Source organism: Proteus sp. FZP2095 (assembly GCF_023701425.1).
Classification (GTDB): domain Bacteria; phylum Pseudomonadota; class Gammaproteobacteria; order Enterobacterales; family Enterobacteriaceae; genus Proteus; species Proteus cibarius.
In genome coordinates this window covers 424,396-450,914 of record NZ_JAMQBJ010000001.1, presented here as the reverse complement: position 1 = coordinate 450,914, position 26,519 = coordinate 424,396, and the positions used below count along the sequence as shown (strand labels likewise).

Below are 26,519 nucleotides of genomic sequence, written 5' to 3'. Positions count from 1 at the left end.
GTATTTTTTCAACTTTCTACAAAAAACGGCTTATACGCGTTTAAAGAGAATTGAACCATTAGTACCACCAAAGCCGAATGAGTTACACAGAGCATATTCCATGTTCTCAACTTTACGTGCTTTATGTGGAACAAAATCAAGATGACAATTTTCGTCTTGATTATCTAGGTTAATTGTTGGAGGTACGATTTGATCACGCAGTGAAAGGATAGTAAAGATAGACTCAATTGCACCCGCAGCACCTAATAAGTGACCTGTCATAGATTTTGTTGAGCTAACTAATACATCAGTGCCTTTACCAAATACGTTTTCTACCGCTTGCGCTTCAGCAACGTCACCTGCATTTGTTGATGTGCCGTGTGCGTTGATATAACCCACTTCTGATGAGGCAATACCTGCATCTTTCAGTGCATTTGTCATCGCCAGCGCACCGCCTTCGCCATTTTCTGCTGGTGAAGTCATGTGATAAGCATCGCTACTCATACCAAAACCAACTACTTCAGCATAAATTTTAGCGCCACGGTTTTTAGCGTGTTCGTATTCTTCAAGAACAAGAACACCTGCACCATCACCTAATACAAAACCATCACGATCTTTATCCCATGGACGGCTAGCCGCTTGAGGATTATCGTTACGTGTTGATAATGCACGAACAGCACCAAAGCCACCCAAACCTAATGGTGTGGTTGCTTTTTCGGCACCGCCTGCCAGCATTGCATCTGCATCACCATAAGCGATAATACGTGCAGCATGTCCAATATTATGAACACCTGAAGTACACGCTGTTGCGATAGAGATTGTAGGGCCACGAAGACCATACATAATGCTTAAATGCCCTGCAACCATGTTAATGATGGTTGAAGGCACAAAGAATGGGCTAATTTTACGAGGGCCACCATTCATCATAGAAGTATGGTTTTCTTCGATAAGGCCTAAGCCACCAATACCAGAACCAATAGCAGCTCCGATACGACTTGCATTGGCTTCTGTTACTTCAAGACCTGAATCCGCAATGGCCTGCACACCTGCTGCAATACCATATTGAATGAAAAGATCCATCTTACGCGCGTCTTTACGCGAAAGATTATAATCTTCGTGATTGAAATCTTTTACCAATCCAGCGAATTTAGTCGCATGATGACTGGTGTCAAAATCTTCGATAAGGCCGATACCACTCTGTCCGGCACACACTGCTTCCCAAGAAGCTTCTGCGTTATTACCGACAGGAGATAACATGCCTAGTCCGGTCACAACTACACGACGCTTAGACACGCTTATCCTCCAAGGAGGGAAAATGTTTAGGATTAAAAATATAGGCGGTCGAGTGACCGCCTAGATTAGCAAGCTTATTTACCTGCGTTTTCAACGTAATCAATAGCAGCTTGAACTGTAGTAATTTTTTCTGCTTCTTCGTCTGGGATTTCGATATCGAATTCTTCTTCCAGAGCCATTACCAGCTCAACTGTGTCAAGAGAATCAGCGCCTAAGTCATCAACAAATGAAGCTGAATTTACAACTTCTTCCTCTTTAACACCCAGTTGTTCAACAATGATTTTCTTAACGCGTTCGTCGATAGTGCTCATACTATTAAATTTCCTATCAAAACTCGCTTGCGCGATGATTTTCTTAGTTTATAAATACAGGAAAAGATCTAACCAATCCCGACTGTGTGGACTACTTTATTCGCTATATTTTGCATTATATTGTACGCAAAAAGCAAATATAAAGACGTCCCCATAATTAGATCATGTACATGCCACCATTGACATGCAATGTTTCACCCGTGATATAGCTTGCTTCATCAGACGCTAAGAAAGCTACAGCACTGGCAATCTCTTTGGCATCACCTAAACGGTTAGCAGGGACTTGAGATAAAATACCTGCTCTTTGGTCATCTGTTAATGCTCTAGTCATATCAGTTTCGATAAAGCCCGGAGCAACAACATTCACCGTAATGCCACGGGAAGCAACTTCGCGTGCTAATGATTTACTAAAACCAATTACACCCGCTTTTGCCGCCGCGTAGTTTGCCTGTCCTGCGTTACCCATGGTTCCAACAACAGAACCAATGGTAATTATACGACCATGACGTTTTTTCATCATAGCACGCATAACTGCTTTAGACAGACGGAAGACTGATGAAAGATTAGTGTCAATGATATCTTGCCACTCATCATCTTTCATGCGCATCAACAGGTTATCACGAGTAATACCTGCATTATTGACCAAAATATCAATTTCGCCAAATTCAGCACGCACATCTGCTAAAAATTTTTCGATAGAGTCGTTTTCTGTGACATTTAACACAAACCCCTTACCTTTACCGTTTAAATATTCGCTGATAGCTTGCGCACCGTTTTCACTCGTTGCCGTACCAATTACTGTCGCACCGCGTGCAACTAAATCTTCTGCAATCGCACGGCCAATACCACGGCTTGCACCAGTAACTAGCGCTATTTTTCCGTCAAATCCCATGAGATCCCTCAGTCATTTCCTAATGCAACATCTAATGACGCAATATCATTAACTGCTGCAGCGTTCATCTCTTTAGAAATACGTTTTGTTAAGCCAGTTAATACTTTTCCTGGCCCGATTTCTAATAGTTGTGTGATACCTTTTTCGGCAATAAGTTCAACCGTTTCAGTCCAGCGAACCGGATTATAAAGCTGGCGAACTAACGCTTCACGGATTGCATTTGCATCAGTTTGCGCTATCACATCAACGTTATTAACGACCTGAATTTCAGGTTGTTTAAATTCAATTTCTTGTAATGCAACCGCAAGCTTATCAGCAGCCGGTTTCATTAAAGCACAATGAGAAGGCACGCTTACCGCTAATGGTAAAGCACGTTTAGCACCCGCTTCTTTACATAACACACCAGCACGTTCTACGGCTTCTTTGTTGCCCGCAATAACAACTTGGCCCGGTGAGTTAAAGTTTACAGGCGAGACAACTTGTCCTTGCGCTGCTTCTTCACAGGCTTTTGCAATAGCGTCATTATCTAAACCGATAATCGCATACATTGCACCAGTACCCGCAGGCACGGCTTCTTGCATCAGTTGACCGCGTAATTCTACTAGTTTAATTGCAGCTGCGAAATCAATAACACCCGCACACACTAAAGCAGAATACTCGCCAAGACTGTGACCTGCCATCATTTGTGGCATTTTACCTTGTTTTTCTTGCCATACACGCCAAATAGCAACAGAAGCTGCTAATAATGCTGGCTGTGTTTTCCAGGTTTTGTTTAGCTCTTCTTCTGGGCCATTTTGAACTAAGTCCCAAAGAGAATAACCCAATACATCAGATGCTTGAGCAAATGTTTCAATCACGATTGGATATTGCTCTGCAAGTTCTGCAAGCATTCCAACAGATTGTGATCCCTGACCGGGAAAAACCATTGCAAAATCAGTCATGTTTATTTTCCTGATAATATTAAAAACGGATAAGTGCAGAACCCCAAGTAAAACCGCCACCAAATGCTTCCAGTAAAATTAACTGACCACGTTGAATGCGATTATCTCTTACAGCTTCATCTAATGCTGTTGGGACTGATGCTGCTGACGTATTGCCATGGCGATCTAATGTCACCACTACTTTATCCATTGTCATATCCAGCTTTTTCGCTGTCGCTGAAATAATTCTTAAATTTGCCTGATGAGGCACAAGCCAGTCCAGTTCAGATTTATCAATTTTGTTAGCTTCAAGTGTCTCATCCACAATGTGGGCAAGTTCACGAACTGCGACTTTAAATACTTCGTTTCCTGCCATAGTAACGTAAGCAGGTAAATCGTCACTTTCTCTACTCTGATAAGGTAATGCTAATAGTTCACCAAAACGTCCATCAGAATGTAAATGGGTAGAGATAATGCCTTCTTCTTCTGATGCCCCAACAACCACAGCACCGGCTGCATCACCAAATAGGATAATCGTGCCACGATCTTCTGGATCTAAAGCGTGAGATAATCTGTCAGCACCGATAACCAATGCTTTTTTAACAGAGCCTGCTTTAATAAATTGATCCGCAATACTTAATGCATAAACAAAACCTGAACATGCAGCCGCAACATCAAAAGCAATACAGTCATTAATCCCTAATGCATTTTGAATTTGGCAAGCCGCGCTTGGAAATGCGTGTGAGCCCGATGTAGTTGCAACAATAATCAATCCAATGTCTTGCTTATCAATACCTGACATCTCTAATGCTTTTTCGCCAGCACCCGCCCCCATTACAGCAACCGTTTCTTCTTCTGCTGCAATTCGACGTTCATGAATACCCGTTCTGGTAACAATCCACTCGTCAGATGTTTCAACCATTTTTTCTAAATCGGCATTAGTTCGCACTTGTACAGGCAAGTAACTACCAGTACCTAAGATTTTTGTATACATTCTATCAATCGCTCTTGGGTAATACTGTTGTCAGCCGTGAAGCAATTCGCTCTGGAATTTTTCGCTCAACGGCATGAACAGCCTGTTCTATTGCTGCTGTAAACGCGCTTTCATTTGCGCCACCATGGCTTTTAATGACGATACCGCGTAATCCTAACAGAGAAGCACCGTTATACTGGTCGGGGTTCATATGTCCAAAACGCTTAATTAGTCGCTTTTGTAACCATTTCTTCAATATTTTCATCCACCACGACGTTTTTTTATTTTCGGTAGTAGAAGATTTAATCAATGAAAGGAAAACTCTGATAACTCCTTCCATCGTTTTAAGGGAGACATTACCTGCGAAGCCGTCACACACCAAAACATCAGTTTTGCCTGTCAGTAATTCATTACCTTCAACATAACCAATATAATTGATATTCGGTGTCGATTTTAATACCGTAGCAGCTTCGCGGATATTATCTAATCCTTTACTCTCTTCTTCACCAATATTTAAAAGCGCCACTTTCGGTGAATCAATCTCTGCTATCTCTTCGGCCATAACTGCGCCCATTACCGCAAACTGTACCAGCATTTTGCTATCACAATTAACGTTAGCGCCTAAATCCAGAACAACTGTCTTACCTTTTTTCTGGTTAGGTAATACCGAAACCAGTGCAGGACGATCAATTCCATCAATAGCATTAAGTCGAAGTTTTGCTAATCCCATCAATACGCCAGTATTACCTGCACTTACACAAGCCTGTGCTTCCCCTGTTTTCACGAGATCAAGTGCCACTCGCATTGATGTGCCTTTACTTGCTCTAATAGCCTGTGAAGGTTTAGCATCATTGGCGACAATATGTTCTGCGGGTATAACTTGTAAACGGGAGATTAGCTCAGCATTTTGATTTGCAAGCAGAGGGGAGATAGAGTCTGGTTGACCTACCAGCAATATTTTTAAATGAGGATTAGATGCCAGCGCCCGCAAACAAGCAGGCACTGTGATGCGAGGACCGAAGTCCCCGCCCATCGCATCTAACGCTATGGTTAGATTTGTCAAGGTATCAACGAGCTATAAAGCTAATTACTTGTTGATAACCTTGCGGCCACGGTAGTAACCGTCAGCAGTTACATGGTGACGCAGGTGAGTTTCACCAGAAGTTTTGTCAACAGAAACCTGAGTTACTGTCAGCGCGTCATGAGAGCGACGCATACCACGTTTAGAACGAGTTGGTTTGTTTTGTTGTACGGCCATTGACCTTACTCCTTAGTACTTTTCTTTAAACTGGCTAATACGGCAAATGGATTTGGTTTCTCTGATAATTCTTCAGGGAGTTCACCAAACACCATATCCGCGTCGGACACTTCACAGTGTTCAAAATCATGTACCGGAACTACTGGCAAGTTGAGGATTATTTCATCTTCAATCATCGCCAGCAAATCTATTTCACCAAATTCGTTTACATCGACTGGTTCATATTCTTCCGGTAATGCCTCGGCCCGTTCATCACTGACAACAGGGCTAAAACAATATGTTGCGTGAACATGATACGGAAAATGGCCACCACAACGCTGACATTCTAAAGTCACATCCACATCGGAATGTCCTTTAATCACGGCAAGACGTTGATGGTCAATATCAAATGATAAAGCCACATCAATATTACTGTCCACACTGACCACCGATTCAGCTAAGCGGCTTACTTGCTCTGGAGAATAATGACCGTCATAGTCTAAATTCTTTTGAGCTGCTCGCAGCGCATCAATGGTCAGGGGTAATTTTACCTTTTGCATAAGGCGCGCATATTATCTTTGTAATGGAATATAGTCAAAGAAAAAGGCGGGTTATCTACACCTTTCCACCAAAATTCGCTTTATCAGCGGCGCATAGTTTAGAATGTCAGGCATCATTTTGCTACGGATTTTAAAAAAAATATGTTGCCACTCGTTCTTGCGTCTACTTCACCCTTTCGAGCTCAGTTGCTGAAAAAGCTTGGAATGCCCTTTATACAGGCATCTCCAGAGATTGACGAAACCCCGAAACCCACAGAGTGTGCTCAAGATCTTGTCAGCCGCTTATCCTATGAAAAAGCCAGCGCTTTACAAGCAAAATTTCCACATCACCTTATAATTGGTTCTGATCAAGTTTGTGTGCTGAATAAAAAGATCACGGGGAAACCCCATAATTTTGATAATGCCTTTGCACAATTAAAACAAGCTTCAGGGCAATGTGTTTCGTTTTACACCGGATTAACTGTATATAATAGCCTAACTTTAGAACATCAAACGCATTGTGAATTATTTCAAGTTTACTTTCGTCATTTAACTGATGAAGAAATTATCAGTTATTTAAATAAAGAAATGCCTTTCAATTGTGCAGGAAGTTTTAAATCTGAAGGGTTAGGCATTACTCTATTTGATAAACTTGTTGGCGATGATCCAAATTCTTTAATTGGTTTACCACTTATCCGATTGAATAAAATGTTACTCTCGCAAAGAATAAACCCATTATTTTTCTCTGATGACCAAAAATAAATCTGATCATCTTATTTTTTAATCTTATGTAGCGATAAAGCGTATTATGAATAAATTAGCATCAGTCTTAACAGCTTTAGTGATGGCAACAGCATTAGTGGGTTGTTCTGATGAAAAAGATACTGAAATTTCAACAACGAAAACAACTACCACCGAAAATACTATCCAAGACAGCGTGATTTCAGACAAAAAAGAGGACAACACATCCTTATTTAAAAAGAACTTTGTCAGTAGTTGCATATTAGGTTCGGGTATTACTGATGATGCACTAATTCCTCAAATTGCCGAAGTGTGTGAATGCACTTATGACAATATTATTAAAAATTACGGAATAACAGAATTTATCCGAGTAGATATGGAAATGCGCAAAAATGGCTCAAAATCACTGCCTAAAGAGTGGGATATTGATAAAATTGTTGAGCAATGCATGACAAAAGTCGAAGGTTAGTCCTATTTTTTATTCACTTTCTTAGTGAATTAAGAAAAACAATACGCCCAGTTAACTGGGCGTATTGGGTATTCGGATTTTCTGCTGAAACAAAATATTTCAGGCTTAAGATTTTTGACTACGTAATACTTGTAAACAATGGCGTAACTGATTATCCATTGGCGCTTCAATTCGTATTTGTTCACCCGTTGAAGGATGAGTAAATGTCAAAGAACTTGCATGTAAGAATAAGCGCTTAAGCTTTGTTCCTACCAATTGTGAATCAAAATCACGATCACCATAGCGATCATCAAATGCGATAGGATGACCTGCATGTAATGTATGCACACGAATTTGGTGCGTTCTTCCGGTCACAGGGCTGGCTTTCACCAGTGTGGCAAATTCAAAACGCTCTTCAACCTTAAAACGAGTCTCTGAAGGTTTTCCTTCATTACTCACTTTAACCACTCGTTCACCACTTTGAAGAATATTTTTCAATAACGGTGCTTGAACAACTTTAGTATGAGATTGCCACTGCCCACGAACTAAGGCTAAATAATCTTTTTGCATCTGTTTTAAACGTAATTGCTCATGCAATGCACGCAACGCTGAACGTTTCTTTGCAATTAATAAAACACCCGATGTATCTCTATCAAGACGATGAACAAGCTCTAAAAAACGGGCTTCTGGACGTAATGCGCGTAGGCCTTCAATCACACCAAAACTTAACCCACTTCCTCCATGCACTGCGGTTCCTGAGGGTTTATTGATGAGCATTAAGTGGTCATCTTCATATAAAATACAATCTGCCAATGCCGAAACTTTATCAAGTTTTGGTGATACAGCGATCTCTTCTTTTTCTGATACCCGTACAGGAGGAATACGAATGCTGTCGCCTGCATTAATTTTGTATTCAGGTTTAATTCGCCCTTTGTTAACTCGAACTTCTCCTTTTCGGATAATTCGGTAAATCATACTTTTTGGTACACCTTTCAAGCGTGCCAGTAAAAAATTATCGATACGCTGGCCTGCTTCATCGCCATCAATGGTGACGAACTGAACTTGATTAAATGATTTCATAGTGGCGATTCTTTGGCTCTCTTAAAATAAAAATTACAAACAACTTTATGGTGCACAAAATAACATCAATTCTGTCGTCTATTTTAACCTGAATAATGGGAAAAAGACGAAACATTAGCTAATCTCTCATATTTATACAGAAAAAGTCACCAAAGCAGAAAAGTCATCTTGCTATAACCCTAACACCAATGGAATAATGCAGACTCTCCTGATTATGTTTATCAGGTATATTTATGAAAATTTTGTTTGTTTGATTTTCAAAATGCAGCAATGGCGTAAGACATAGTCGAAAATCAAACAATTTAGTATGCCATAAATACATCGCTTATTGAGTTGAAACATTGTGTTCAATTAAAGAGTGCTGAATTTTTGAACTAAAAATCAGACTCACCGACATATTGCACCTCTATACAATCGACAACCGTGAGGTTGACGCATTTGTAAAAGACACGAGGTCATCGGTTATCAATAGTGTAATTACGTATGTTAGTGGCACATTATAAAACGTGAAAATAACGAGTAAGTCACAATATGAAAAGAATGTTAATTAACGCGACTCAGCAGGAAGAGTTGCGTGTTGCCCTTGTCGATGGGCAACGTTTGTACGATCTGGATATCGAAAGCCCCGGTCATGAACAGAAAAAAGCGAATATCTATAAAGGTAAAATCACTCGAATTGAACCCAGCTTAGAAGCCGCTTTTGTTGATTATGGTGCGGAACGCCACGGTTTCCTTCCTATCAAAGAAATAGCCCGCGAATACTTTCCTAGTAATTATCACTCCCATGGTCGTCCTAACATCAAAGATGTCTTAAAAGAAGGCCAGGAAGTTATCGTTCAAGTTGATAAAGAAGAGCGTGGTAATAAAGGTGCAGCGTTAACCACTTTTATCAGCCTTGCAGGAAGTTATTTGGTATTAATGCCAAATAATCCTCGTGCAGGTGGTATTTCTCGCCGTATTGAAGGTGAAGATCGTACTGAACTTAAAGAAGCTTTATCTAGCCTTGAAATCCCAGATGGCATGGGTCTGATTGTACGTACAGCTGGTGTTGGTAAATCAGCTGAAGCACTACAACAAGACTTAAGCTATCGTCTAAGACACTGGGATGCTATTAAGAAAGCGGCTGAGAATCGCCCTGCACCATTTTTAATCCACCAGGAAAGTAATGTAATTGTTCGCGCATTCCGCGACTACTTACGTCCTGATATTGGTGAAATCTTAATTGATAACGCAAAAGTCGTTGAAATGGCGCGTAGTCATATTGAAGCGATTGGCCGTGGTGATTTTGCTAGCAAAATTCGCCATTACACTGGCGCCGTTCCTCTATTTAGTCATTACCAAATTGAATCACAGATTGAATCTGCGTTTCAGCGTGAAGTTCGCCTTCCTTCTGGTGGCGCTTTAGTTATTGATACAACTGAAGCATTAACAGCGATTGATATCAACTCCTCACGCTCAACCCGTGGTGGTGATATCGAAGAAACTGCATTTAATACTAACTTAGAAGCAGCTGACGAAATTGCACGTCAATTACGTTTACGCGACTTGGGTGGTTTAATTGTTATCGACTTTATTGATATGACGCCAGTGCGCCATCAGCGTGAAGTTGAAAACAGAATGCGTGAAGCTGTTCGTCAAGATCGTGCTCGCATTCAAATTGGACGCATCTCTCGCTTTGGTTTATTAGAGATGTCTCGCCAACGTTTAAGCCCTTCATTAGGTGAATCTAGCCATCACGTTTGCCCACGTTGCTTAGGTACTGGTACTATTCGTGATAATGAATCACTGTCACTTTCTGTGTTACGTCTTATTGAAGAAGAAGCACTTAAAGAAAATACCCATGAAGTGCATGCAATTGTACCTGTTCAAATCGCCTCTTATTTACTGAACGAAAAACGTAAAGCTGTTACCGACATCGAGTTACGTCAATCTAATGTCAAAGTGGTTATTGTTCCTAATGACCAAATGCAAACCCCTCATTTCTCTGTTATTCGTGTACGTAAAGGCGAAGAAATTACTTCCCTTAGCTACAACTTAGCGCAATTCCATGAAAGTCAGTTAAATGAAGCTGAAGACGATGTTGTTACAGAGCGTAAAGCACCTGAACAACCTGCTATTTCAGCCTTTGGATTACAAGAAGAACCTGTTGCTGAAACAGCAAAAAATAAAAAGGCGCCTCAACCGCAAGCTAAACCTGCTAAAACAGAAGAAGCTCAAAGTACTGGTTTCTTTGCTTCTATTGCAAAATTCTTCTCAAACTTATTTGGTAGCGAACCAGAGCCTGCGGTAACACAAGAAAAACCACAGGAAAACAAGAAAGAGAATAACGACAACCGTCGTGATCGTCGTAATAACAATAATCGACGTAACAATAATAATCGCCGTGACCGTGATAACGATCGTAATCGTGATAACGCGAATAACGAGGACAATCGCAAGAATCGCAATCAGAAACCACAAACAACTCCAACAACTGAAGTTAGTAGTGAACAAGAGATTGCAGAACGCGAAGCTCGTCGCCAGCAGCGTCGTGAACAACGTGCTGAACAGCGTCGTCGTCAAGAAGAGAAACGTCAACAGCAACAAGAAGCAGCTAAAGCTCAGGCAGCTCTTTCTGAAAATGATACGGTTGCAAAAAATAGTGCTGATGAGAAGAAAGAAGAACCTCGTCGCCCTGCTATGCAACGCCGTAATCGTCGTCAATTAACACAATCTGTACGTGTGACTGACAATGATAACACATTAGCCGTTGTACCTGTTGCGACCGAAAAAGCGGTTTCTGAACCACCAGTTGCAACTACACAAACTAAAGTTGCCCCAACTGAAAAACCAGCACCTAAAGTAGTTGCTGTTGTGAAAGTTGAAGCAAATGAAGCACAAGTTGTAAAAGCACTACCTGACGCAACTAAATCACAAGATGACAATAAAAACGAAGATAATAACGGGCAAGATAATGTTATGCCACGTCGTTCTCGCCGTTCACCTCGTCATCTACGTGTAAGTGGTCAACGTCGTCGTCGCTATCGTGATGAGCGCACCTTAACAGTATCACCAATGCCTCTGGCAATGGCAGTTGCTTCTCCTGAGCTGGCTTCAGGTAAAGTCTTCATTCGCTACCCCGTCACTCCTGTAAGTGATGCACCATTTATTGAGAATAATGTTGAAAACAACAATGACGTTTCTGTTGGAAACCACATTATTACTCATAAAGATCCACAAATGGTAGCTATCGCACCAGCGGCTTCAGAAGCCATTGTTGCTGATATCGCACAGACAGAAACCACGGAGTCAACTTACTCTGTTACAGTTAGCACTGAATCAACCACTGATGCTGTTGCTGAAATTGTTGCAGTAGAACCACAAGCTGAGCCTGTTGAAACTAACGTGATCAATGATGCAATCAATGACGTGAATACAGAAGAGCATGTTACTCGTAAAGAGAATATTTCAGCAGTATTGAATACCACTGAAGCTTACATGCATGAAACTTCACAACAAACCGAAACAAATATCGTGCCGGAAGAAGTTGCACAAGATACGGTTGCACCAGTAAAAAATGAAACATCAATATCTGAACCTCAACCTGTTGAAACAGTGATAGCAACTGAAGAAACTGTTGAACAACACAAAGAAGTTGCTGTTGAAAGTGTTGCTACCCCTGTTGTTGAAGCTGTTGTTGAAGCTGTCGTTGAAACTGTCGTTGAAGGTCAGCCAGTAGAAAGCGCAACACCGGTTGTGGAAGTTGAAGCAGTAACAGAGCGCAAACCAGCTGAAGTTGTTATTCGTCAAGAGCCTGTTGTAGCTGCACGCCAATTACATGCAAGCTCACCAATGACAAAAGCACCAGCCGCTGATGAAGCGCCTGTGGCAATTCAAATCAAAGCATGGGAAGCTCGCCCTGCTTTTGATAAAAAAGGCCGCTCAGGTGCAGGTGGACATTGTTCTACTAACCACGCTTCTTCAGAAATGACGAAAGCTGAAAGCAAAAACTGATAAAAAAGTGTTATTAAGAATATCTTGATAATACTTCTAAATTGAGAACCCACTATTTAGTGGGTTCTTTTTTTGGCAAATATTCAGTTAATTTATTTATTGTTGCCAAAAATAAAAAAGCCCCTGAATATTCAATTCAGAGGCCTTCAATTTCTTATTCTGAGTAAAGCAATCAATCTTTTAGATCAGGAATATTTTTAATTTCACCCATTGCTTTTAACTGTTTAGACAATTCACGGCGCTCTTTAGACAGATCGGCATTTTTAATAATGTAATCATCAACACGATCGTCATAATCACTACGCATATTAGCAATGATCCCCAGTACATCTTCAATCGACATACCTGGCTTAATGTATTCACTTAAGTTGTCTAATAAAAGAACACGTTTTTGGTTATCACGGATCTTTTTCTCATTGTCAGTGATCTCACGACGGATTTTGTTCTTACGACGATACATACGCACAAACTCCAGTACGTTTTGGAAAGACGGCTTGTTTGCGTTATCCATTTCCTACACCTTTACAATTGATATTTAAGATAAATAGTTCTGTTTAAGATTATCGCTTAATCGTGTCAATAAACAAGCAAAGTTTACAAATTTAATTGATTTTACTTAATTAACAATTAATTAGGATTATATACATTAATAAATATAGTCAACATTCTTTAACCCGTAAATGTTCACTTAATTAATGATAAAAAAATGGCTACACATTTTTACAGGTAGCCCAAATCGATACTACAAAGGATAAACTTATGAGCGATTAAATAGGTTGTGCTTTATTTTTATCTTCATATTGTAAGCCATCAAGTGGCAATAGTGCTTTCGCATCTGAACGTAAAAGCACAGCTGAGAGAAGTGTTGTTCCTATCACAATGCATCCCATCACCATGTAAGTTGGTGCAAAACCATAATGATCGTAACCATAACCCGCTAATGGTGATAATAATGTCGCTACAATAGAACTCACACATTGAAAACCGACTAAATAGAGTGTTGAAGATAAACGCTTATCAAAGTGTTGGCTGTTATATTTAAAAATTGAAATTAATAAAATCGGTAATTCAACCGCATGTAATAACTTCATACAAGAGATCAAGACAGGTCCTTCAACTAATCCAGAACCAATAATACGCGCTGCCATAACACTACTTGCTAGTAATAAGCCATTTTTAGCACCAATTCTATTTACAAGAAAAGGTGCGATAAACATACCACCAGCTTCTAAGAATACCTGCAATGAATTCAGATATCCGTACATCTCATTCCCCTGTTGTAAGGTCGCAAATTGCGATGAGAAAAAGACGGGAAATTGTTGGTCATAAACCCCATAAACACAAGTACCAATGACAAACAATATAAGTGCCCAAAAACGAGGTAATGAAAGTAAATTTAGGGCATCTTTGAGGGTAATCGCTGATGTTTTCCCATGTTCTAATTGATTAAATGCATCTGATTTATCGGTTTTTAATAGTGCTAAAAGAATTAAGAACACAATGCCAGAAATAGAAGCCATCACAAAATTGTAATTAGGATCGATATTTATATTGTGCCCGGCAATAAAAGTTGCTGATGCCCAACCTAACGATCCCCACATTCTCGCCCTGCCATATTCAAAACCACGAATACGACTAACACGCTCTGTATATGACTCTAATACGCCAATACCCGCATTAAATGTCATTCCAACATATAAGCCCCCTAAAATGGAGCCAACAAAAATATTCCAACGTAGTATTGATGCGAAACCTAGAAAAAAAGGCCCAGAAAGAATAAGCAATACAGCAATCACTAATAACAAATTCTTTCTTAACCCCAATTTATCCTGAATAAAGCCATATAAAGGTTGAGCACATAACGCAATCAGAGAAATTGCAGAAAATATTAATCCAGTATCAGTCGCTTTTAATCCTACATACTGATTTAACCAAATAGAAACTAATGAAAATGATGATGACCAGGTAAAAAAGAAGAAAAATAACAGTGCACTTAAGATCGCATAGTATTTTTTTGAGTCTTTATTCATTGTTTTAGTGCCTTATAAAGTCATTCCACCTCAGAATGTTAACGTTAACTTTTAAGTTAACAAACAATTATATCTCCTTAATGTGATATAAAGCACATAAGTTAACGTTAACAAATTAAACTATGTGTTCTAGATCCACTTTATCTTTTATTACCGTTATTCACAGTAAAACGCACAAATAGGTATCATATAATCCATTTTCTTTAGTTTCCTTTGCTAAAATAGCTGTATCTTTCATAACACTCTTAAAGACATGCTAACTGACTTAAACCACTTAACCCTCGCCGTCAATAATGTGAATAAAAGCTTTGCCTTTTATACTGAAATATTAGGTTTTAAGCCCCTTGCTTTATGGGATAACGGCGCTTACCTACAACTGGGTTCTTTATGGCTATGTTTATCTCACGATAAACGCCATATTACTGAAGACAGTGATTACACCCATTATGCTTTCAGTTTATCTGCAAATAATTTTGAAACCTTTAAACAGCATCTTTTATCCCATGGCATTACTGCATGGAAAGAAAATAAAAGTGAAGGTGATTCATTCTATTTTTACGATCCTGACCATCATAAACTTGAAGTCCATGTGGGTGATTTAAAAAGTCGCTTAGAAGCTTGTCGCCAGCATCCTTATTCAGGTATGCAATTTTTCAACAAATAAAAAGACGATAAAGATGAATAGCTAAAATAATACGATAGATATGCATGTTGCAGTTTTATTCTATTGTCATCCAAAAGATCAATATTAGTGGTGGTACGCTCCTACTTATCCTTACTGTGACACCCTATATTAAACACTACATAAGTGTGATTTGATCCGACATTTCACGTTTACCGCATTATGGTTTACCATGGTCTTAATTAAGCCCAATACAACTCATTGAGTAATGATTTAAAAAATCATCAATAAATTTACGGTAGGAAACCTTGTCTAATTCAGCGAAAACGCCCACATTTTACATCCATGACTACGAAACCTTCGGCACTAATCCTGCCCTAGATCGCCCAGCTCAATTTGCAGGTATAAGAACTGATATGGATTTCAATATTATTGAAGATCCTCTCGTTATTTATTGCAAACCTAATGATGATTATCTACCTCATCCAGAAGCCGTGATGATCACGGGAATAACACCACAAGTTGCGGCAAAAAATGGGTTGGTTGAAGCAGAGTTTACTCGCCAGATCCATCAAGCGTTTAGCCAACCTAATAGTTGTATTATGGGTTATAACAACCTTCGTTTTGATGATGAAGTTACTCGTAATATTCTTTATCGCAATTTTTATGATCCTTATGCTTATAGCTGGCAAAAAGGAAATTCGCGTTGGGATTTACTTGATGTTTTACGTGCCTGTTATGCATTGCGCCCTGAAGGTATTATTTGGCCTGAAAATGAAGACGGTTTTCCAAGTTTTCGTTTAGAGTTATTAACTAAAGCCAATGGTATTTCTCATGAAAATGCCCATGATGCAATGTCTGATGTTTATGCCACCATTGCGATGGCAAAAAAATTAAAACAAGCGCAACCGCGTATGTTTGATTATTTTTTTAATTTACGTGATAAACGTAAAGTTCAGGCACTCATTGATATTCCAGCAATGACACCGATTGTGCATGTTTCAGGTATGTTTGGTGCCGCACGTTCTAATTTAAGTCTTGTTGCCCCATTAGCGTGGCATCCTGATAATCGTAATGCAGTTATTGTGTGTGACTTAGCCGCAGATATATCTCCTCTATTAACCCTCGACTCAGACCAATTACGTGAGCGCTTATATACACCACGTAGTGAATTATCAGCTGATGAGCCACCTGTTCCAATTAAATTGTTACATATTAATAAATGCCCAATTGTCGCACCGCAAAATACATTAAGACAACAAGATGCAGATAGAATTGGTTTAGATGTTGATGCCTGTTTAAAAAACCAAGCGATCTTGTTTTCTCATCCTGATATACGCAATAAAGTCGTGGAAATATTTGCACAGCAAACACCTTTTGCTGTATCCGATAATGTTGACTCACAGATTTATAATGGTTTTTTCAGTGAAAATGATCGTAGTGCGATGGAGATTATTCGCTCAACACAACCACAGAATTTACCAGCTTTAGATTTAACGTTTGAAGATGCGAGAATGGAACCTCTATTTTTCCGTTATCGTGCAAGAAATTATCCTTCAACACTTGATTATGATGAACAACAACGTTGGTTGGCTCATAGAAAAGAGATGTTAACGCCAGAAAAACTAACCGAATATGTTAATACTATTCAGTTATTAGCTGAAGAACACGCTGATAACGAGGAAAAATTAAAACAGCTACAAGAGCTTTATTTATATGCTCAAGAGATTGCGAGTTAATTGATAAAATAAAGGCAGGTTTTATCCTGCCTTTATTGTTGCTTAAATAAGCTCAATATAAAACTATTATTCTTTATTCTCTGTATTAGCCTCACTATGAGCGTGTCCACAACCACACTCATCTCCCCAATATTTTAATTTTGAGGTTTTACCAATACCCGGGTTCATGCTATTGGTTGGGTCGTTATGTTTATAGAATGCTTTTAATTGAGGCTTAGCATAATACATATGACCCACGTTATGCTCTGCGGGATATTCTGCTCCACGTTGATCTAATAACGCCAACATTTCTGCTTTTAATGCCTTCGCATCAACACCTTTTTTAATAATGTAATCTTGGTGCATAACGTGACACATAAAATGCCCACAATAGAGTTTATAAAGTAATTTACTCTCTATTTCGGGTGGTAATTTTTCAAACCAATCTCTGTCATTTCGACGCAATGCAATATCTAATGGCAACACATCTTCTACGTCATTAACATGAACGGCATGATAACGGACAGCAGCACCTGCGGCGGCAAAACGATGCAAGAAGGCTTTATTTCCCTCTTCTTCAGTACATTCAAAATAATCGCCTGATGCTGATTTAAAGTATTCTTTTAAATAAGTCGCAGCTTCATCAATCCCATCATCAGCCATTCTTAACATAAGATGATGTTCATATTTGTCACGAAAATCTGTCATACGCTCTGGTAAATGAGCAGGCCATAGTTTGCTCATAAATTGCATGGTTCTATCTACCAAGTTTTTAGGTAAGAAAGGCACTTTATTTAATACCGCATCTACTCGCCCTTTTACGGCAAATAATATTGGCATTTTATCTGTGCCTAATTTATCAATCACCAAAAACGTATCTTTTCCATACACTTCAGCCATTTTATAATAGCTTCTGTGCATATATTCCCCAGCAACAGGTAGCTTTTTAAAATGACTTAAAATATGACGACGAATATCTTCAAGCTCGTCCGGATTATTCGTACCAATATAAAAAACCTGAGTGCGATGATCTGCTGGGAAAGTATCTAATCTCACGGCAAATACAGATAATTTTCCTGCGCTCCCGGCGGCTTCAAATAAACGACGTTCGTCATTATTAAAACGAGATGGTGTATTAGCATCGATATCGCGTATACGCTCATGATATTCATGGTCAGAAGCTAATTTTTCTGTCGTTTGTATCTGTTTCTCATGATAATGACGATTATCTAAATTAGTTAATATTTCTTCTGGCGTTTCACCTAAATCAATACCTAAATGGTTAACTAATTCAGCTTCCCCTTTTTCATTGACACGAGCATAAAGTGATAATTCGGTATATGCAGGTCCGCGGCGAACTAAAGCACCACCCGAGTTATTACAAATTCCCCCTATTACCGACGCACCAATACAAGATGATCCAATAACAGAATGAGGCTCACGCCCTAATGGCTTTAACACCTTCTCTAAATGCCATAACGTACTGCCAGGAAAAGCGATAACTTGGTTATGCTCTGAGAGAACCTGTATTTTATCTTGACGTAATGTACTAATAATTACGATATCTCTATCATAATCATCACCATTAGGTGTCGAGCCTTCTGTTAATCCAGTATTCGCCGCTTGCATAATAATAATTTTATCGGCTTCAACACAGGTTTTAAAAACTCGCCATTGTTCTAATAAATTAGCGGGAAAGACAACAGCTAATGCCTTACCTTGTCCTGAACGAAAACCTTTACGATAACGTTCTGTTTTATGTGCTTGTGTTAATACCTGTTTTTTACCAACAATACCTTCAAGTTTGCGAATAAAATGTTGATTTACAGAACTATTATTCTCATTCATTTTCCCTATCCTATTCCTGTCTTGTCTGATTACTCTTTTATTTGCCCGTTTTATTATTACTCGTAGGACTACGTGCAAAATATAAACTTATCATTTATGTAACTGCTTTTATACATCTATCCGCGTTTCTTAAAAAATAACATTTATTTATTTTTAATCATTTTATTATTTAAAGATAATTTTGATATTTATTTCTTAAATAGAATATAAATAAGCTCCATTTTAATGTTTTATTCTATTATTAGCTTTTTTCTTGCTAACTGTTCCCATGCTTGGCAACTGCGGCTTTTATAGTTATTTTTATTATTCGCTAGTGCTATTTGATATGACAATATTGGCTCGACCACTGGAACAACAACCAAATCATCAATAGGGTTTTTATTACACATGCTGTTAGGTAAAAGCGTTATTCCCACACCCGCTTTTACCATTGCAATAATTAAATCTAAATGATTGCTACGCCCCGCAATAATAGGCATTGTATTGTAAATACCACAAGCACTATAAATTAAATCATTAATACGAAAATCTTCAGAAAAGAAAATAAAAGGCTCATTAATCAACTCTTTAAAATGAACTTCCTTTTTTATAGCCAAAGGATGGGATGGCGACATTAATAACATTAAGTGGTCTTCTGAAAAAGGTATTAATTCAAAAGTATCTTCATTAAAAGGCAATACGACCGCGGCTGTTTCAACTCTTCCTTCTCTCATGGCATCGGCCATTTGCTTGGTGCCTAGTTCAAATATTTTTAGTTCAACCTGAGGATGAAGAGAACTAAATGCCATAATAATATCAGCAAAATAAGTCGAGGCTATTACAGGAGGTAATCCAACATTTAATACCCCTGTTAATGGCCCAGACTTATCCTGTAATGCTTTATTCATATTATTAAATTGCGCAAGTATCTGTTTTGCATGTTCAAATAGTATTGCACCATCATCCGTTAGCCTGACACCATCAACTTCTCTCACTAATAAAGTTACACCTAACTCATCTTCTAATTTTTTAATACTACGACTAATCGCAGGTTGAGTGATAAATAGTGCATCAGCGGCTCGGCTAAAACCATTTAATTGAACAACCTCAACAAAATAGCGCAATGTGCGAATATCCATTAGCAACGCTCACCTTATTACATTTAGTTATACCCTCAATGATAATAAACCATTTCATATCAAATGATATCCGCGATAAAACATTAAGCATAATGTAAAAGCATTCTTCTGTTTTTATAGACTATTATTCTGATTTTCTGGAGGTAATATGAATAAGACTGTCGTTGAATATATGTTAAACCGCTTATATGACTTAGGAATAAGTGATGTTTTTGGTGTTGCCGGCGATTATGCCTTTCCTATAGAAGACACTATTTGCAATAGCAGCCATATGCGTTGGATTGGTAACTGCAACGAATTAAATGCAGCTTACGCTGCTGATGGTTATGCCCGTATTAAAGGTATGGCTGCATTATCAACAACCTTTGGTGTTGGTGAATTAAGTGCGATTAATGCTATTGCTGGCTCTTATGCAGAAAACTTACCTATTTTTCATTTAGTTGGTATGCCAGCAAGTGGTGTACAAAAAAGTAAGCGTCTGGTTCATCACACATTAGGTAATGGTGATTTTGATATTTTTTATCAATTAGGCCAACGTCTTGCTTGTGCTCACACAATATTAACACCTGAAAATTGTATTACAGAAATGGAACGCTTAATTGCGACTGCATTAAAAGAGCGTCGTCCCGTTTATATTGGCTTACCTTCTGATTATGCCACTATGCAAGTGATAGAACATTCACCTGTTACCACACCGAAAAAACCAATGAGTGATCAAGAAATACTAGAAAAAGTGGTATCACTCATTACTGAAAAGCTTACACACAGCAATAATATCTGCGTATTACCAGGTATTTTATCCTCGCGTTTAGGGTTATCAGATAATGTTCAGTCTTTTATTAATAAAACCGGCTTACCTTATGCCACTATGTTTATGGATAAAAGTATTTTAAGTGAATCTCATCCCCAATATATTGGTATGTATGATGGCAAATTAATGACACCTGAAGTCAGAGAATTTGTAGAAAATAGTGATTACGTATTAGGAATTGGTGCAATGATGACTGATTTTAATACAGGAAGTTTTACTGCCAATATTAAATCAGAACAATTTATCAGCATCATGCCAGAATATGTTGAAACCGATTCCGTTATCTACTCATCGATTTATATGGAAGACGTACTCTCAGCACTGACTGAAAGGTTACCGAATAAAATCTATCATCAGATAAAAGCCAAAGGATTAGGTAAAGCGGTGTTATCTGATAATGGTAAAATTACTGCTCAGTATCTCTATCCTCATTTAGAAAAGTTCTTTAAGCCTAACGATATTATTATTGCTGAAACAGGTACATCATCAATGGGATTAGGTTTTGCCCTGTTACCAGATGGTGCACAGTTCCATAATCAAACATTATGGGGCTCTATTGGTTGGGCAACACCTGCATCATTTGGTGCTGCACTTGCAGCACCTAACAAACGAGTTATTTTAATTACAGGTGAAGGCTCACATCAATTAACCGTACAAGAGATTAGCCAATTTATTCGTTTTGGATTAAAACCAATCATCCTTGTTTTAAATAACGATGGTTACTTAATTGAACGATTATTATGTGATTACCCCGAAGCTTATTATAACGACCTTGCTCAATGGAATTATCATCAGTTACCTAAAGCTTTTGGTGCAAGAGATTGGCATTGTGAAAAAGTCACAACAATAGATGAATTAAATAAAGCACTTGAATTCGCTGGAACCGCAGAGAATGCCTCTTATATCGAAATAGTAACAGAACGATATGAAGCTTCTGAATTAGCACAAAAATTAAAAGAGTCTAAAAGTTCGTTATATTCATTCTAAAATAAATGAATAAATGAATAAATGAATAAATTAAGTATTTTAAAAGAGAACTGGATAAAAGATTAGCTAATCTTCTTTTATTGAGTTAGGTATAAATTAAATGATTGGCATGGTCTAATTTTTATTTTAAATATATAGAACATGCCAACATTTCATCCCTAAATTAATCTAATCATATTAAGATAGTCGTATGTTGCTAGTAGAAAACCATCAAGATATTCTTATTGAATAAATTAAAACCCACTTTAAATCCATCTCTTAATATAATAACTCCTGTCATAAAAACTAAACATAAATAATATAAATTAACTCCAAATTTTTTGGAGAATATGGCTTATTTTATGAAAAACATTGTAATACCTACCTCGTTAAGCTTCTTTTTTTTACTTTTTTCGAGTTCATCATGGTCTGAAACAGATATTTTACAAACCAAACAACGTATTATAGACCAACGTAATAATTGGCTAGAAGAGATCAAAACTGGTGTTATCACAGCTCCCCCTGAAAAAGAGTCAAAAACAGCCGAACTAGATAGAATAATAAGCAATAATTATCAAGCTATCACTGGTGAACGGAGGGAACTCGCCGAAGCTGATAAGTCACAGGATCATTCTTATGTTTTTAATACCTATGCCAATATTTTATTTGGCAACAACGCCAAGTCGATCAATTTTAACGATATTCAAGCTTACCAAGATCTGAACATATTACATAACACAGGTACATATGCTTATGATCCAAACAAAAAAAGAGCACGCTCGATAGATTTTATTTTAAAAGAACTTTTTTCACGTGGTCGGCCTTATCAGGTTATTGATAAAGAAGGTAATTATCTTGATAACTACACCAGTATAACAGGCTCTTCTTATCCAAGTGGCCATACGTGGAACGGGTACAAACAAGCTGCAGTGCTATCCATTTTATTCCCTGAAAAAGGTAGCGAAATATTTGCCCGAGCAATCGAATATGGTGAAAGTAGAGTCATCGTAGGAGCACATTTTGCAACAGATACCATCGCATCGAGAATAGGAAATTATTATCTATTATCACAGATGCTTGCCAATGATGACACTACCCGTACCTTTGTTAAGCTTGCCAAAGAAGTCCGCCAAAATGTCGCTAACCAATGTAAAAATCAAAATTGCTTATCACCGTCAAAAGAAATTACTAACGATGAAGCGGGTTATTATGGAACAAAAGATCCTGAAACTTCATCCCTAATTTCTCCCAATAAAATTCCCGGATCAGCCAGCAATTTACTGCGTTTACGTTTTGCATATTTAACCAAAGAGCAGAGGCAATCTATTTTAGCGAGTACAGCCTACCCAAGTAATTCTTTAGCTGGCTGGGCTTCAAACGAAAATGATCCAGATTCTAGCTGGGGATTAATTAATCTTCCTAAAACCTATAATGGACCTTCATATTTCTATAATCATTTTATTGTTAATCAAACAACTAATGAATTTGACTTCGCTGAGTTTGGTAAACTTGATGAATGGAAAAATGATATTAGTGGGCCTGGTAAATTAATCAAACAAGGCGATGGCACATTGATCTTATCTGGCAATAACCAGTTTGCTGGCGTCGAGGTTAATCAAGGCAATTTACTACTCACCGGTGAAAATAATTATTCAAAAAATTCTGCCATTAATGGGGGAACATTGTTACTTGAAGGGAAATTAAATTCTTTGCTGGATGTTAACAAAGGTACGTTGCTATTAAATGATGGAAGTGTAAATTCTCAAGTTAGTATCAATGACAAGGGTATACTTTCTGGTAAAGGAAAAATTAATCAGTTGAAGGTTAATTCAGGAGGCATGGTATCACCAGGCCATTCAATTGGTACGATAAATATAAACGATACTGTAATTTTTAATTCTGGTAGTCACTACCATGTTGAAATAAACACACAAGGTGATAGCGACAAAATAACCAGTCTCGGTACCGCAGTACTTAACGGAGGAACGGTTAATGTATCTCTTGAAAATAACCAAAATCTCCTCACAAAAAATGATGTTCAAAGTTTATATAACACAAAATATACCATTTTAACGGCAAATAAAGGTATTAATGGTAAATTTACTGATGTAAACCCAAACTACCTTTTTATAGGAACAACGCTATCTTATGATCAAAATGCAGTAATATTAAATATTGGAAGAAATAATACTGCATTTTCAAGTTTGGCAAAAACAAACAATCAAACATCAATAGCCAATGCAATAGAGGTATTACCTTCAGGGCATCCAGTCTATGAAAGCATTGTAAGAATGGATATAAAGCATGATGTCCGCTCTGCCTATGACGAATTAACAGGTCAAATTCATGCCGATGTTTTATCTAATCAACTCAACAGTAGTCGGCAAATAAAAGAAACACTCCTCACTCAGGTTAAAAATGCAGAAGACCTTAAAGGTGAAAAAGAAAGTATAGACAATAAAGGCAATGTCTGGGCTAAAGTTCTATATAATTGGGAAGATAGTTCAAGTGATGGTAATGCGAATAGTTATGATACTTCAACCTATGGCATACTATTAGGAGCAGACCAACGTTTTAATAACGATAAAATGTTACTTGGCATCGCAACGGGGTTCACCAAAACCTCTCTCTCGGGTTATAACAGTCACGCCAATAGCGAAAATTATCATTTATCACTTTATGGTGGTTATGATTTGGCCCCCTTCACCTTGCGTACAGGCGCATCTAATACGTTTCATCGTGTCCATACGTCAAAAACGGTCAACTATGCCTCACAATCAGATAAAAATAACGCGCACTACGATGGAAATACCAGCCAGATCTTTATCGAAGCAGCTTATCCGATAACTCTCTCCGATGCACAATTAGAGCCTTTTGTTAATTTTGAATACGCCAAAACAAAAAACGCTACCATTAACGAGCAAGGAGGCCGTGCAGCCTTGCAAGCCCATTCACAAAGTCTAGATTCAACCACATCTACTACAGGATTACGTTTAAATAACCAGTGGAAACTTAACAGTAAATCTAATATTTCTCTGTATGGTGAACTAGGTTGGTTACACCAATACAACGATGTGGAACGAGGTATCAATTTACGCTTCACTAATACCCAACCAACATTTACTGCTAATAGCGTTGATACGGCACAGGATGCTCTTGTAGTTAAAGCAGGAACAACCATTAAAATCAATGAAATATCAAGAGTATCAATTGGATATAGTGGATTAACAGCAAAAAATCAGCAAAATAATAGCGTTGATATGAAAGTATCTATCTCTTTCTGATTAAGATTTTTTGACACTCTCCTCATAATAAAGTGAAGTATTCAACGCGGATAGATGATAGGAATGAGGATCTTATTGAGGAATTCTTAACTCTGACTATAGCTCATCCACAATGATAAGTTGCTCTACATATTATGAGAGTTTAAAATTATCCTCTTATTCGTTATGTGGAGAGCGAATAAAGCAATTTAGGTAGAAGATTAAAATTTGTTGGCATAATGGCTATTTAAATAGCCATTATTTTTATAGATCTTTATATCTGCCAAAAAGATATTCCAGATTGCATTCAAACCAATCATCACTGTATTATACCAAAATATTTATTATCGACACAGATTATATTCTAGAAAAAATATCTTCATTTATATTTTATGAAAACCAAGGTATTAATTTTTACAATATATCCTTGGGAAATACTCATCAATTTTGTCGTTATTTAATATTCTTTCGATAGAAAAATCAACGATATCAGAAACTGCTATTCCATGACGTAATTCTTCAGGAAAGTCATGGATTGAAGCGTATATCGTTGGTACTAAGTACCTAAAATAATCACCCATTTTAGTTTTTCCAGTAAAACCAACAGGATAATCTTCCCCTTCCACATTCCCTTCTATACCGTGATATATAAAAAAGCCTTTTCTAGATGGCATATTAATTTCATTAAGTTCTCCACTCAGATGCCTATTTACCCAATATTCAATATCTTCTCTATGTTTGAAATCTCGATATACAAGAGATGAGTATAAATCAAGAATAGTTTTTCCATTTTTATTTTCAGGATATGTAGTGTATTTTTCTGATTCTTCCCACTTAAATTCATTAAGTTCATCTAATAAATTTTCAAAGTTATTAATTGATATAAGAGAATTAGGTAACCAACCCCAGCAATTATTAACCATTACAGCTATCTTTCCATTTTTATCCATTGCAAACCAAGTATAAATAGTACCAAAACCGGGTTCCCAATGACTGTTTGATGTATTCATTATTTTATTTCCTTTGGCCATGTGACTTTACAATTATCACATGTTTCAATAATTATCTTTTCTGAGTTTAAATTTCCATTCTTTTGACTAGATAATTCATTAATTGATGACTATTAATTCACCAACAAGATCATCTGTTATATCTTCAATAAACATCCGTGTATCTGTATTGACTAAGTTACGAAGGTGCTCATTAAAATTTAAACCTGTTGATATTACAGTTTCTTGGTTCTCATCATAATGATACACTAAATCATTATTAGCATTTTTAGTTAAGGTAAAAAAGTATTGCGTTTCATTTTCAAATGAGAATACAAATGGTTTTTCTTTTAGAAAATCATAATATTGCAGATTAAATAACTCTTCACAGAACGAATATTGAAAAAATATATGCGACCTAACCCCCATATTTTCTCGATAAAAAATTAGTGCATTATCACTAAACAATCCACCACTACATCTCCCTAAAGATATTAAGAAATTATATAATTGACCTTTTATTTCAACATCATAAAGTTTCTCTATTTTTTTTATTTCATCTATACTATAACCCTTTATTTTATTATAATTTATAAATAACTCAGGATAAACTGAGTGAAAGTAACAAATTTGAGTTTGCTTGTTCATGGTCTTTGCCCTGTTATTCCTTGATAGATATTTATGGTCAATTTAGGATTATTTTCTGAAAAATTTAGAGCTGTTTTACTACTTCCTATAGTTAGAAAAT

The 26,519-nt window shown here is 37.5% G+C and carries 22 protein-coding genes; 7 read left to right on the top strand and 15 right to left on the bottom strand.

Translation table 11 applies throughout. The annotated features are described in order from the left end of the window. Window positions 1–30: 30 nt before the first annotated feature. The 8 genes from fabF to yceD all read right to left on the bottom strand — a co-directional run bounded on the left by fabF (window position 31) and on the right by yceD (window position 6,165). Window positions 31–1,272, bottom strand: coding sequence for a beta-ketoacyl-ACP synthase II (fabF, locus tag NBG71_RS01965; RefSeq protein WP_099076186.1), 1,242 nt, complete (start codon window positions 1,270–1,272; stop codon window positions 31–33). 74 nt (window positions 1,273–1,346) lie between these two features. Continuing rightward, window positions 1,347–1,583, bottom strand: coding sequence for an acyl carrier protein (acpP, locus tag NBG71_RS01960; RefSeq protein ID WP_004247087.1), 237 nt, complete (start codon window positions 1,581–1,583; stop codon window positions 1,347–1,349). Window positions 1,584–1,740: 157 nt separating this feature from the next. After that, window positions 1,741–2,475, bottom strand: coding sequence for a 3-oxoacyl-ACP reductase FabG (gene fabG / locus NBG71_RS01955; RefSeq protein ID WP_075673181.1), 735 nt, complete (start codon window positions 2,473–2,475; stop codon window positions 1,741–1,743). 8 nt (window positions 2,476–2,483) lie between these two features. After that, on the bottom strand, window positions 2,484–3,416 hold the full coding sequence (gene fabD, locus NBG71_RS01950; protein ID WP_075673180.1) for an ACP S-malonyltransferase: 933 nt from the start codon (window positions 3,414–3,416) through the stop codon (window positions 2,484–2,486). A 19-nt stretch (window positions 3,417–3,435) separates the two neighbouring features. Then, window positions 3,436–4,389, bottom strand: a complete 954-nt coding sequence (locus tag NBG71_RS01945) for a beta-ketoacyl-ACP synthase III (RefSeq protein WP_075673179.1) — start codon at window positions 4,387–4,389, stop codon at window positions 3,436–3,438. Between the two features lie 4 nt (window positions 4,390–4,393). Continuing rightward, complete coding sequence (gene plsX / locus NBG71_RS01940) at window positions 4,394–5,431, bottom strand: phosphate acyltransferase PlsX (protein WP_075673178.1); 1,038 nt, start codon at window positions 5,429–5,431, stop codon at window positions 4,394–4,396. Between the two features lie 24 nt (window positions 5,432–5,455). Further along, window positions 5,456–5,626 carry a 50S ribosomal protein L32 gene (gene rpmF / locus NBG71_RS01935; RefSeq protein ID WP_006537252.1) on the bottom strand — a complete coding sequence of 57 codons (171 nt, stop codon included), beginning with the start codon at window positions 5,624–5,626 and terminating at the stop codon, window positions 5,456–5,458. Between the two features lie 5 nt (window positions 5,627–5,631). After that, window positions 5,632–6,165 (bottom strand): 23S rRNA accumulation protein YceD, encoded by a 534-nt coding sequence (yceD, locus tag NBG71_RS01930; RefSeq protein ID WP_036937758.1) that lies wholly within the window; start codon window positions 6,163–6,165, stop codon window positions 5,632–5,634. 141 nt (window positions 6,166–6,306) lie between these two features. On the opposite strand from yceD, the gene NBG71_RS01925 reads away from it, so the two are divergent. Together NBG71_RS01925 and NBG71_RS01920 are read left to right on the top strand one after the other, a co-directional pair. Continuing rightward, window positions 6,307–6,906 (top strand): Maf family protein, encoded by a 600-nt coding sequence (locus NBG71_RS01925; protein ID WP_075673177.1) that lies wholly within the window; start codon window positions 6,307–6,309, stop codon window positions 6,904–6,906. Window positions 6,907–6,952: 46 nt separating this feature from the next. Next, window positions 6,953–7,354 carry a hypothetical protein gene (locus tag NBG71_RS01920; RefSeq protein WP_075673176.1) on the top strand — a complete coding sequence of 134 codons (402 nt, stop codon included), beginning with the start codon at window positions 6,953–6,955 and terminating at the stop codon, window positions 7,352–7,354. Between the two features lie 105 nt (window positions 7,355–7,459). Here NBG71_RS01920 and rluC read toward each other — a convergent pair whose 3' ends face one another. Beyond that, entirely contained in the window at window positions 7,460–8,413 is a 954-nt protein-coding gene (gene rluC, locus NBG71_RS01915; RefSeq protein WP_075673175.1) for a 23S rRNA pseudouridine(955/2504/2580) synthase RluC, read from the bottom strand. A gap of 531 nt (window positions 8,414–8,944) precedes the next feature. Here rluC and rne point away from each other — a divergent pair. Continuing rightward, window positions 8,945–12,406, top strand: a complete 3,462-nt coding sequence (gene rne / locus NBG71_RS01910; protein ID WP_250916493.1) for a ribonuclease E — start codon at window positions 8,945–8,947, stop codon at window positions 12,404–12,406. 172 nt (window positions 12,407–12,578) lie between these two features. On the opposite strand, the gene tmaR is transcribed toward rne, so the two are convergent. After that, the gene (gene tmaR / locus NBG71_RS01905; protein WP_006537261.1) at window positions 12,579–12,917 is read right to left on the bottom strand and encodes a PTS system regulator TmaR; all 339 of its coding nucleotides are present in this window, start codon (window positions 12,915–12,917) and stop codon (window positions 12,579–12,581) included. Window positions 12,918–13,173: 256 nt separating this feature from the next. Then, entirely contained in the window at window positions 13,174–14,436 is a 1,263-nt protein-coding gene (locus NBG71_RS01900) for an MFS transporter (protein ID WP_075673172.1), read from the bottom strand. 253 nt (window positions 14,437–14,689) lie between these two features. Between NBG71_RS01900 and fosA12 the strand changes: the two genes are divergently transcribed. Together fosA12 and sbcB are read left to right on the top strand one after the other, a co-directional pair. Further along, the gene (fosA12, locus tag NBG71_RS01895; protein WP_075673171.1) at window positions 14,690–15,100 is read left to right on the top strand and encodes a fosfomycin resistance glutathione transferase FosA12; all 411 of its coding nucleotides are present in this window, start codon (window positions 14,690–14,692) and stop codon (window positions 15,098–15,100) included. A gap of 266 nt (window positions 15,101–15,366) precedes the next feature. Continuing rightward, a complete protein-coding gene (gene sbcB, locus NBG71_RS01890; protein ID WP_171880582.1) occupies window positions 15,367–16,797 on the top strand; it encodes an exodeoxyribonuclease I in 1,431 nt (476 codons plus the stop codon). 66 nt (window positions 16,798–16,863) lie between these two features. Here sbcB and dld read toward each other — a convergent pair whose 3' ends face one another. Continuing rightward, window positions 16,864–18,624, bottom strand: a complete 1,761-nt coding sequence (dld, locus tag NBG71_RS01885) for a D-lactate dehydrogenase (protein ID WP_099659569.1) — start codon at window positions 18,622–18,624, stop codon at window positions 16,864–16,866. 230 nt (window positions 18,625–18,854) lie between these two features. Beyond that, on the bottom strand, window positions 18,855–19,742 hold the full coding sequence (locus tag NBG71_RS01880) for a LysR family transcriptional regulator (protein WP_099659568.1): 888 nt from the start codon (window positions 19,740–19,742) through the stop codon (window positions 18,855–18,857). Between the two features lie 148 nt (window positions 19,743–19,890). Between NBG71_RS01880 and NBG71_RS01875 the strand changes: the two genes are divergently transcribed. Together NBG71_RS01875 and NBG71_RS01870 are read left to right on the top strand one after the other, a co-directional pair. Continuing rightward, the gene (locus tag NBG71_RS01875) at window positions 19,891–21,540 is read left to right on the top strand and encodes an alpha-keto acid decarboxylase family protein (protein ID WP_250916492.1); all 1,650 of its coding nucleotides are present in this window, start codon (window positions 19,891–19,893) and stop codon (window positions 21,538–21,540) included. Window positions 21,541–21,869: 329 nt separating this feature from the next. Continuing rightward, window positions 21,870–24,803 carry an autotransporter domain-containing protein gene (locus tag NBG71_RS01870; RefSeq protein ID WP_342601543.1) on the top strand — a complete coding sequence of 978 codons (2,934 nt, stop codon included), beginning with the start codon at window positions 21,870–21,872 and terminating at the stop codon, window positions 24,801–24,803. 386 nt (window positions 24,804–25,189) lie between these two features. On the opposite strand, the gene NBG71_RS01865 is transcribed toward NBG71_RS01870, so the two are convergent. Next, window positions 25,190–25,792, bottom strand: a complete 603-nt coding sequence (locus NBG71_RS01865) for a hypothetical protein (protein ID WP_250916490.1) — start codon at window positions 25,790–25,792, stop codon at window positions 25,190–25,192. A 99-nt stretch (window positions 25,793–25,891) separates the two neighbouring features. After that, window positions 25,892–26,419 (bottom strand): hypothetical protein, encoded by a 528-nt coding sequence (locus NBG71_RS01860; protein WP_250916489.1) that lies wholly within the window; start codon window positions 26,417–26,419, stop codon window positions 25,892–25,894. Window positions 26,420–26,519: the final 100 nt, after the last annotated feature.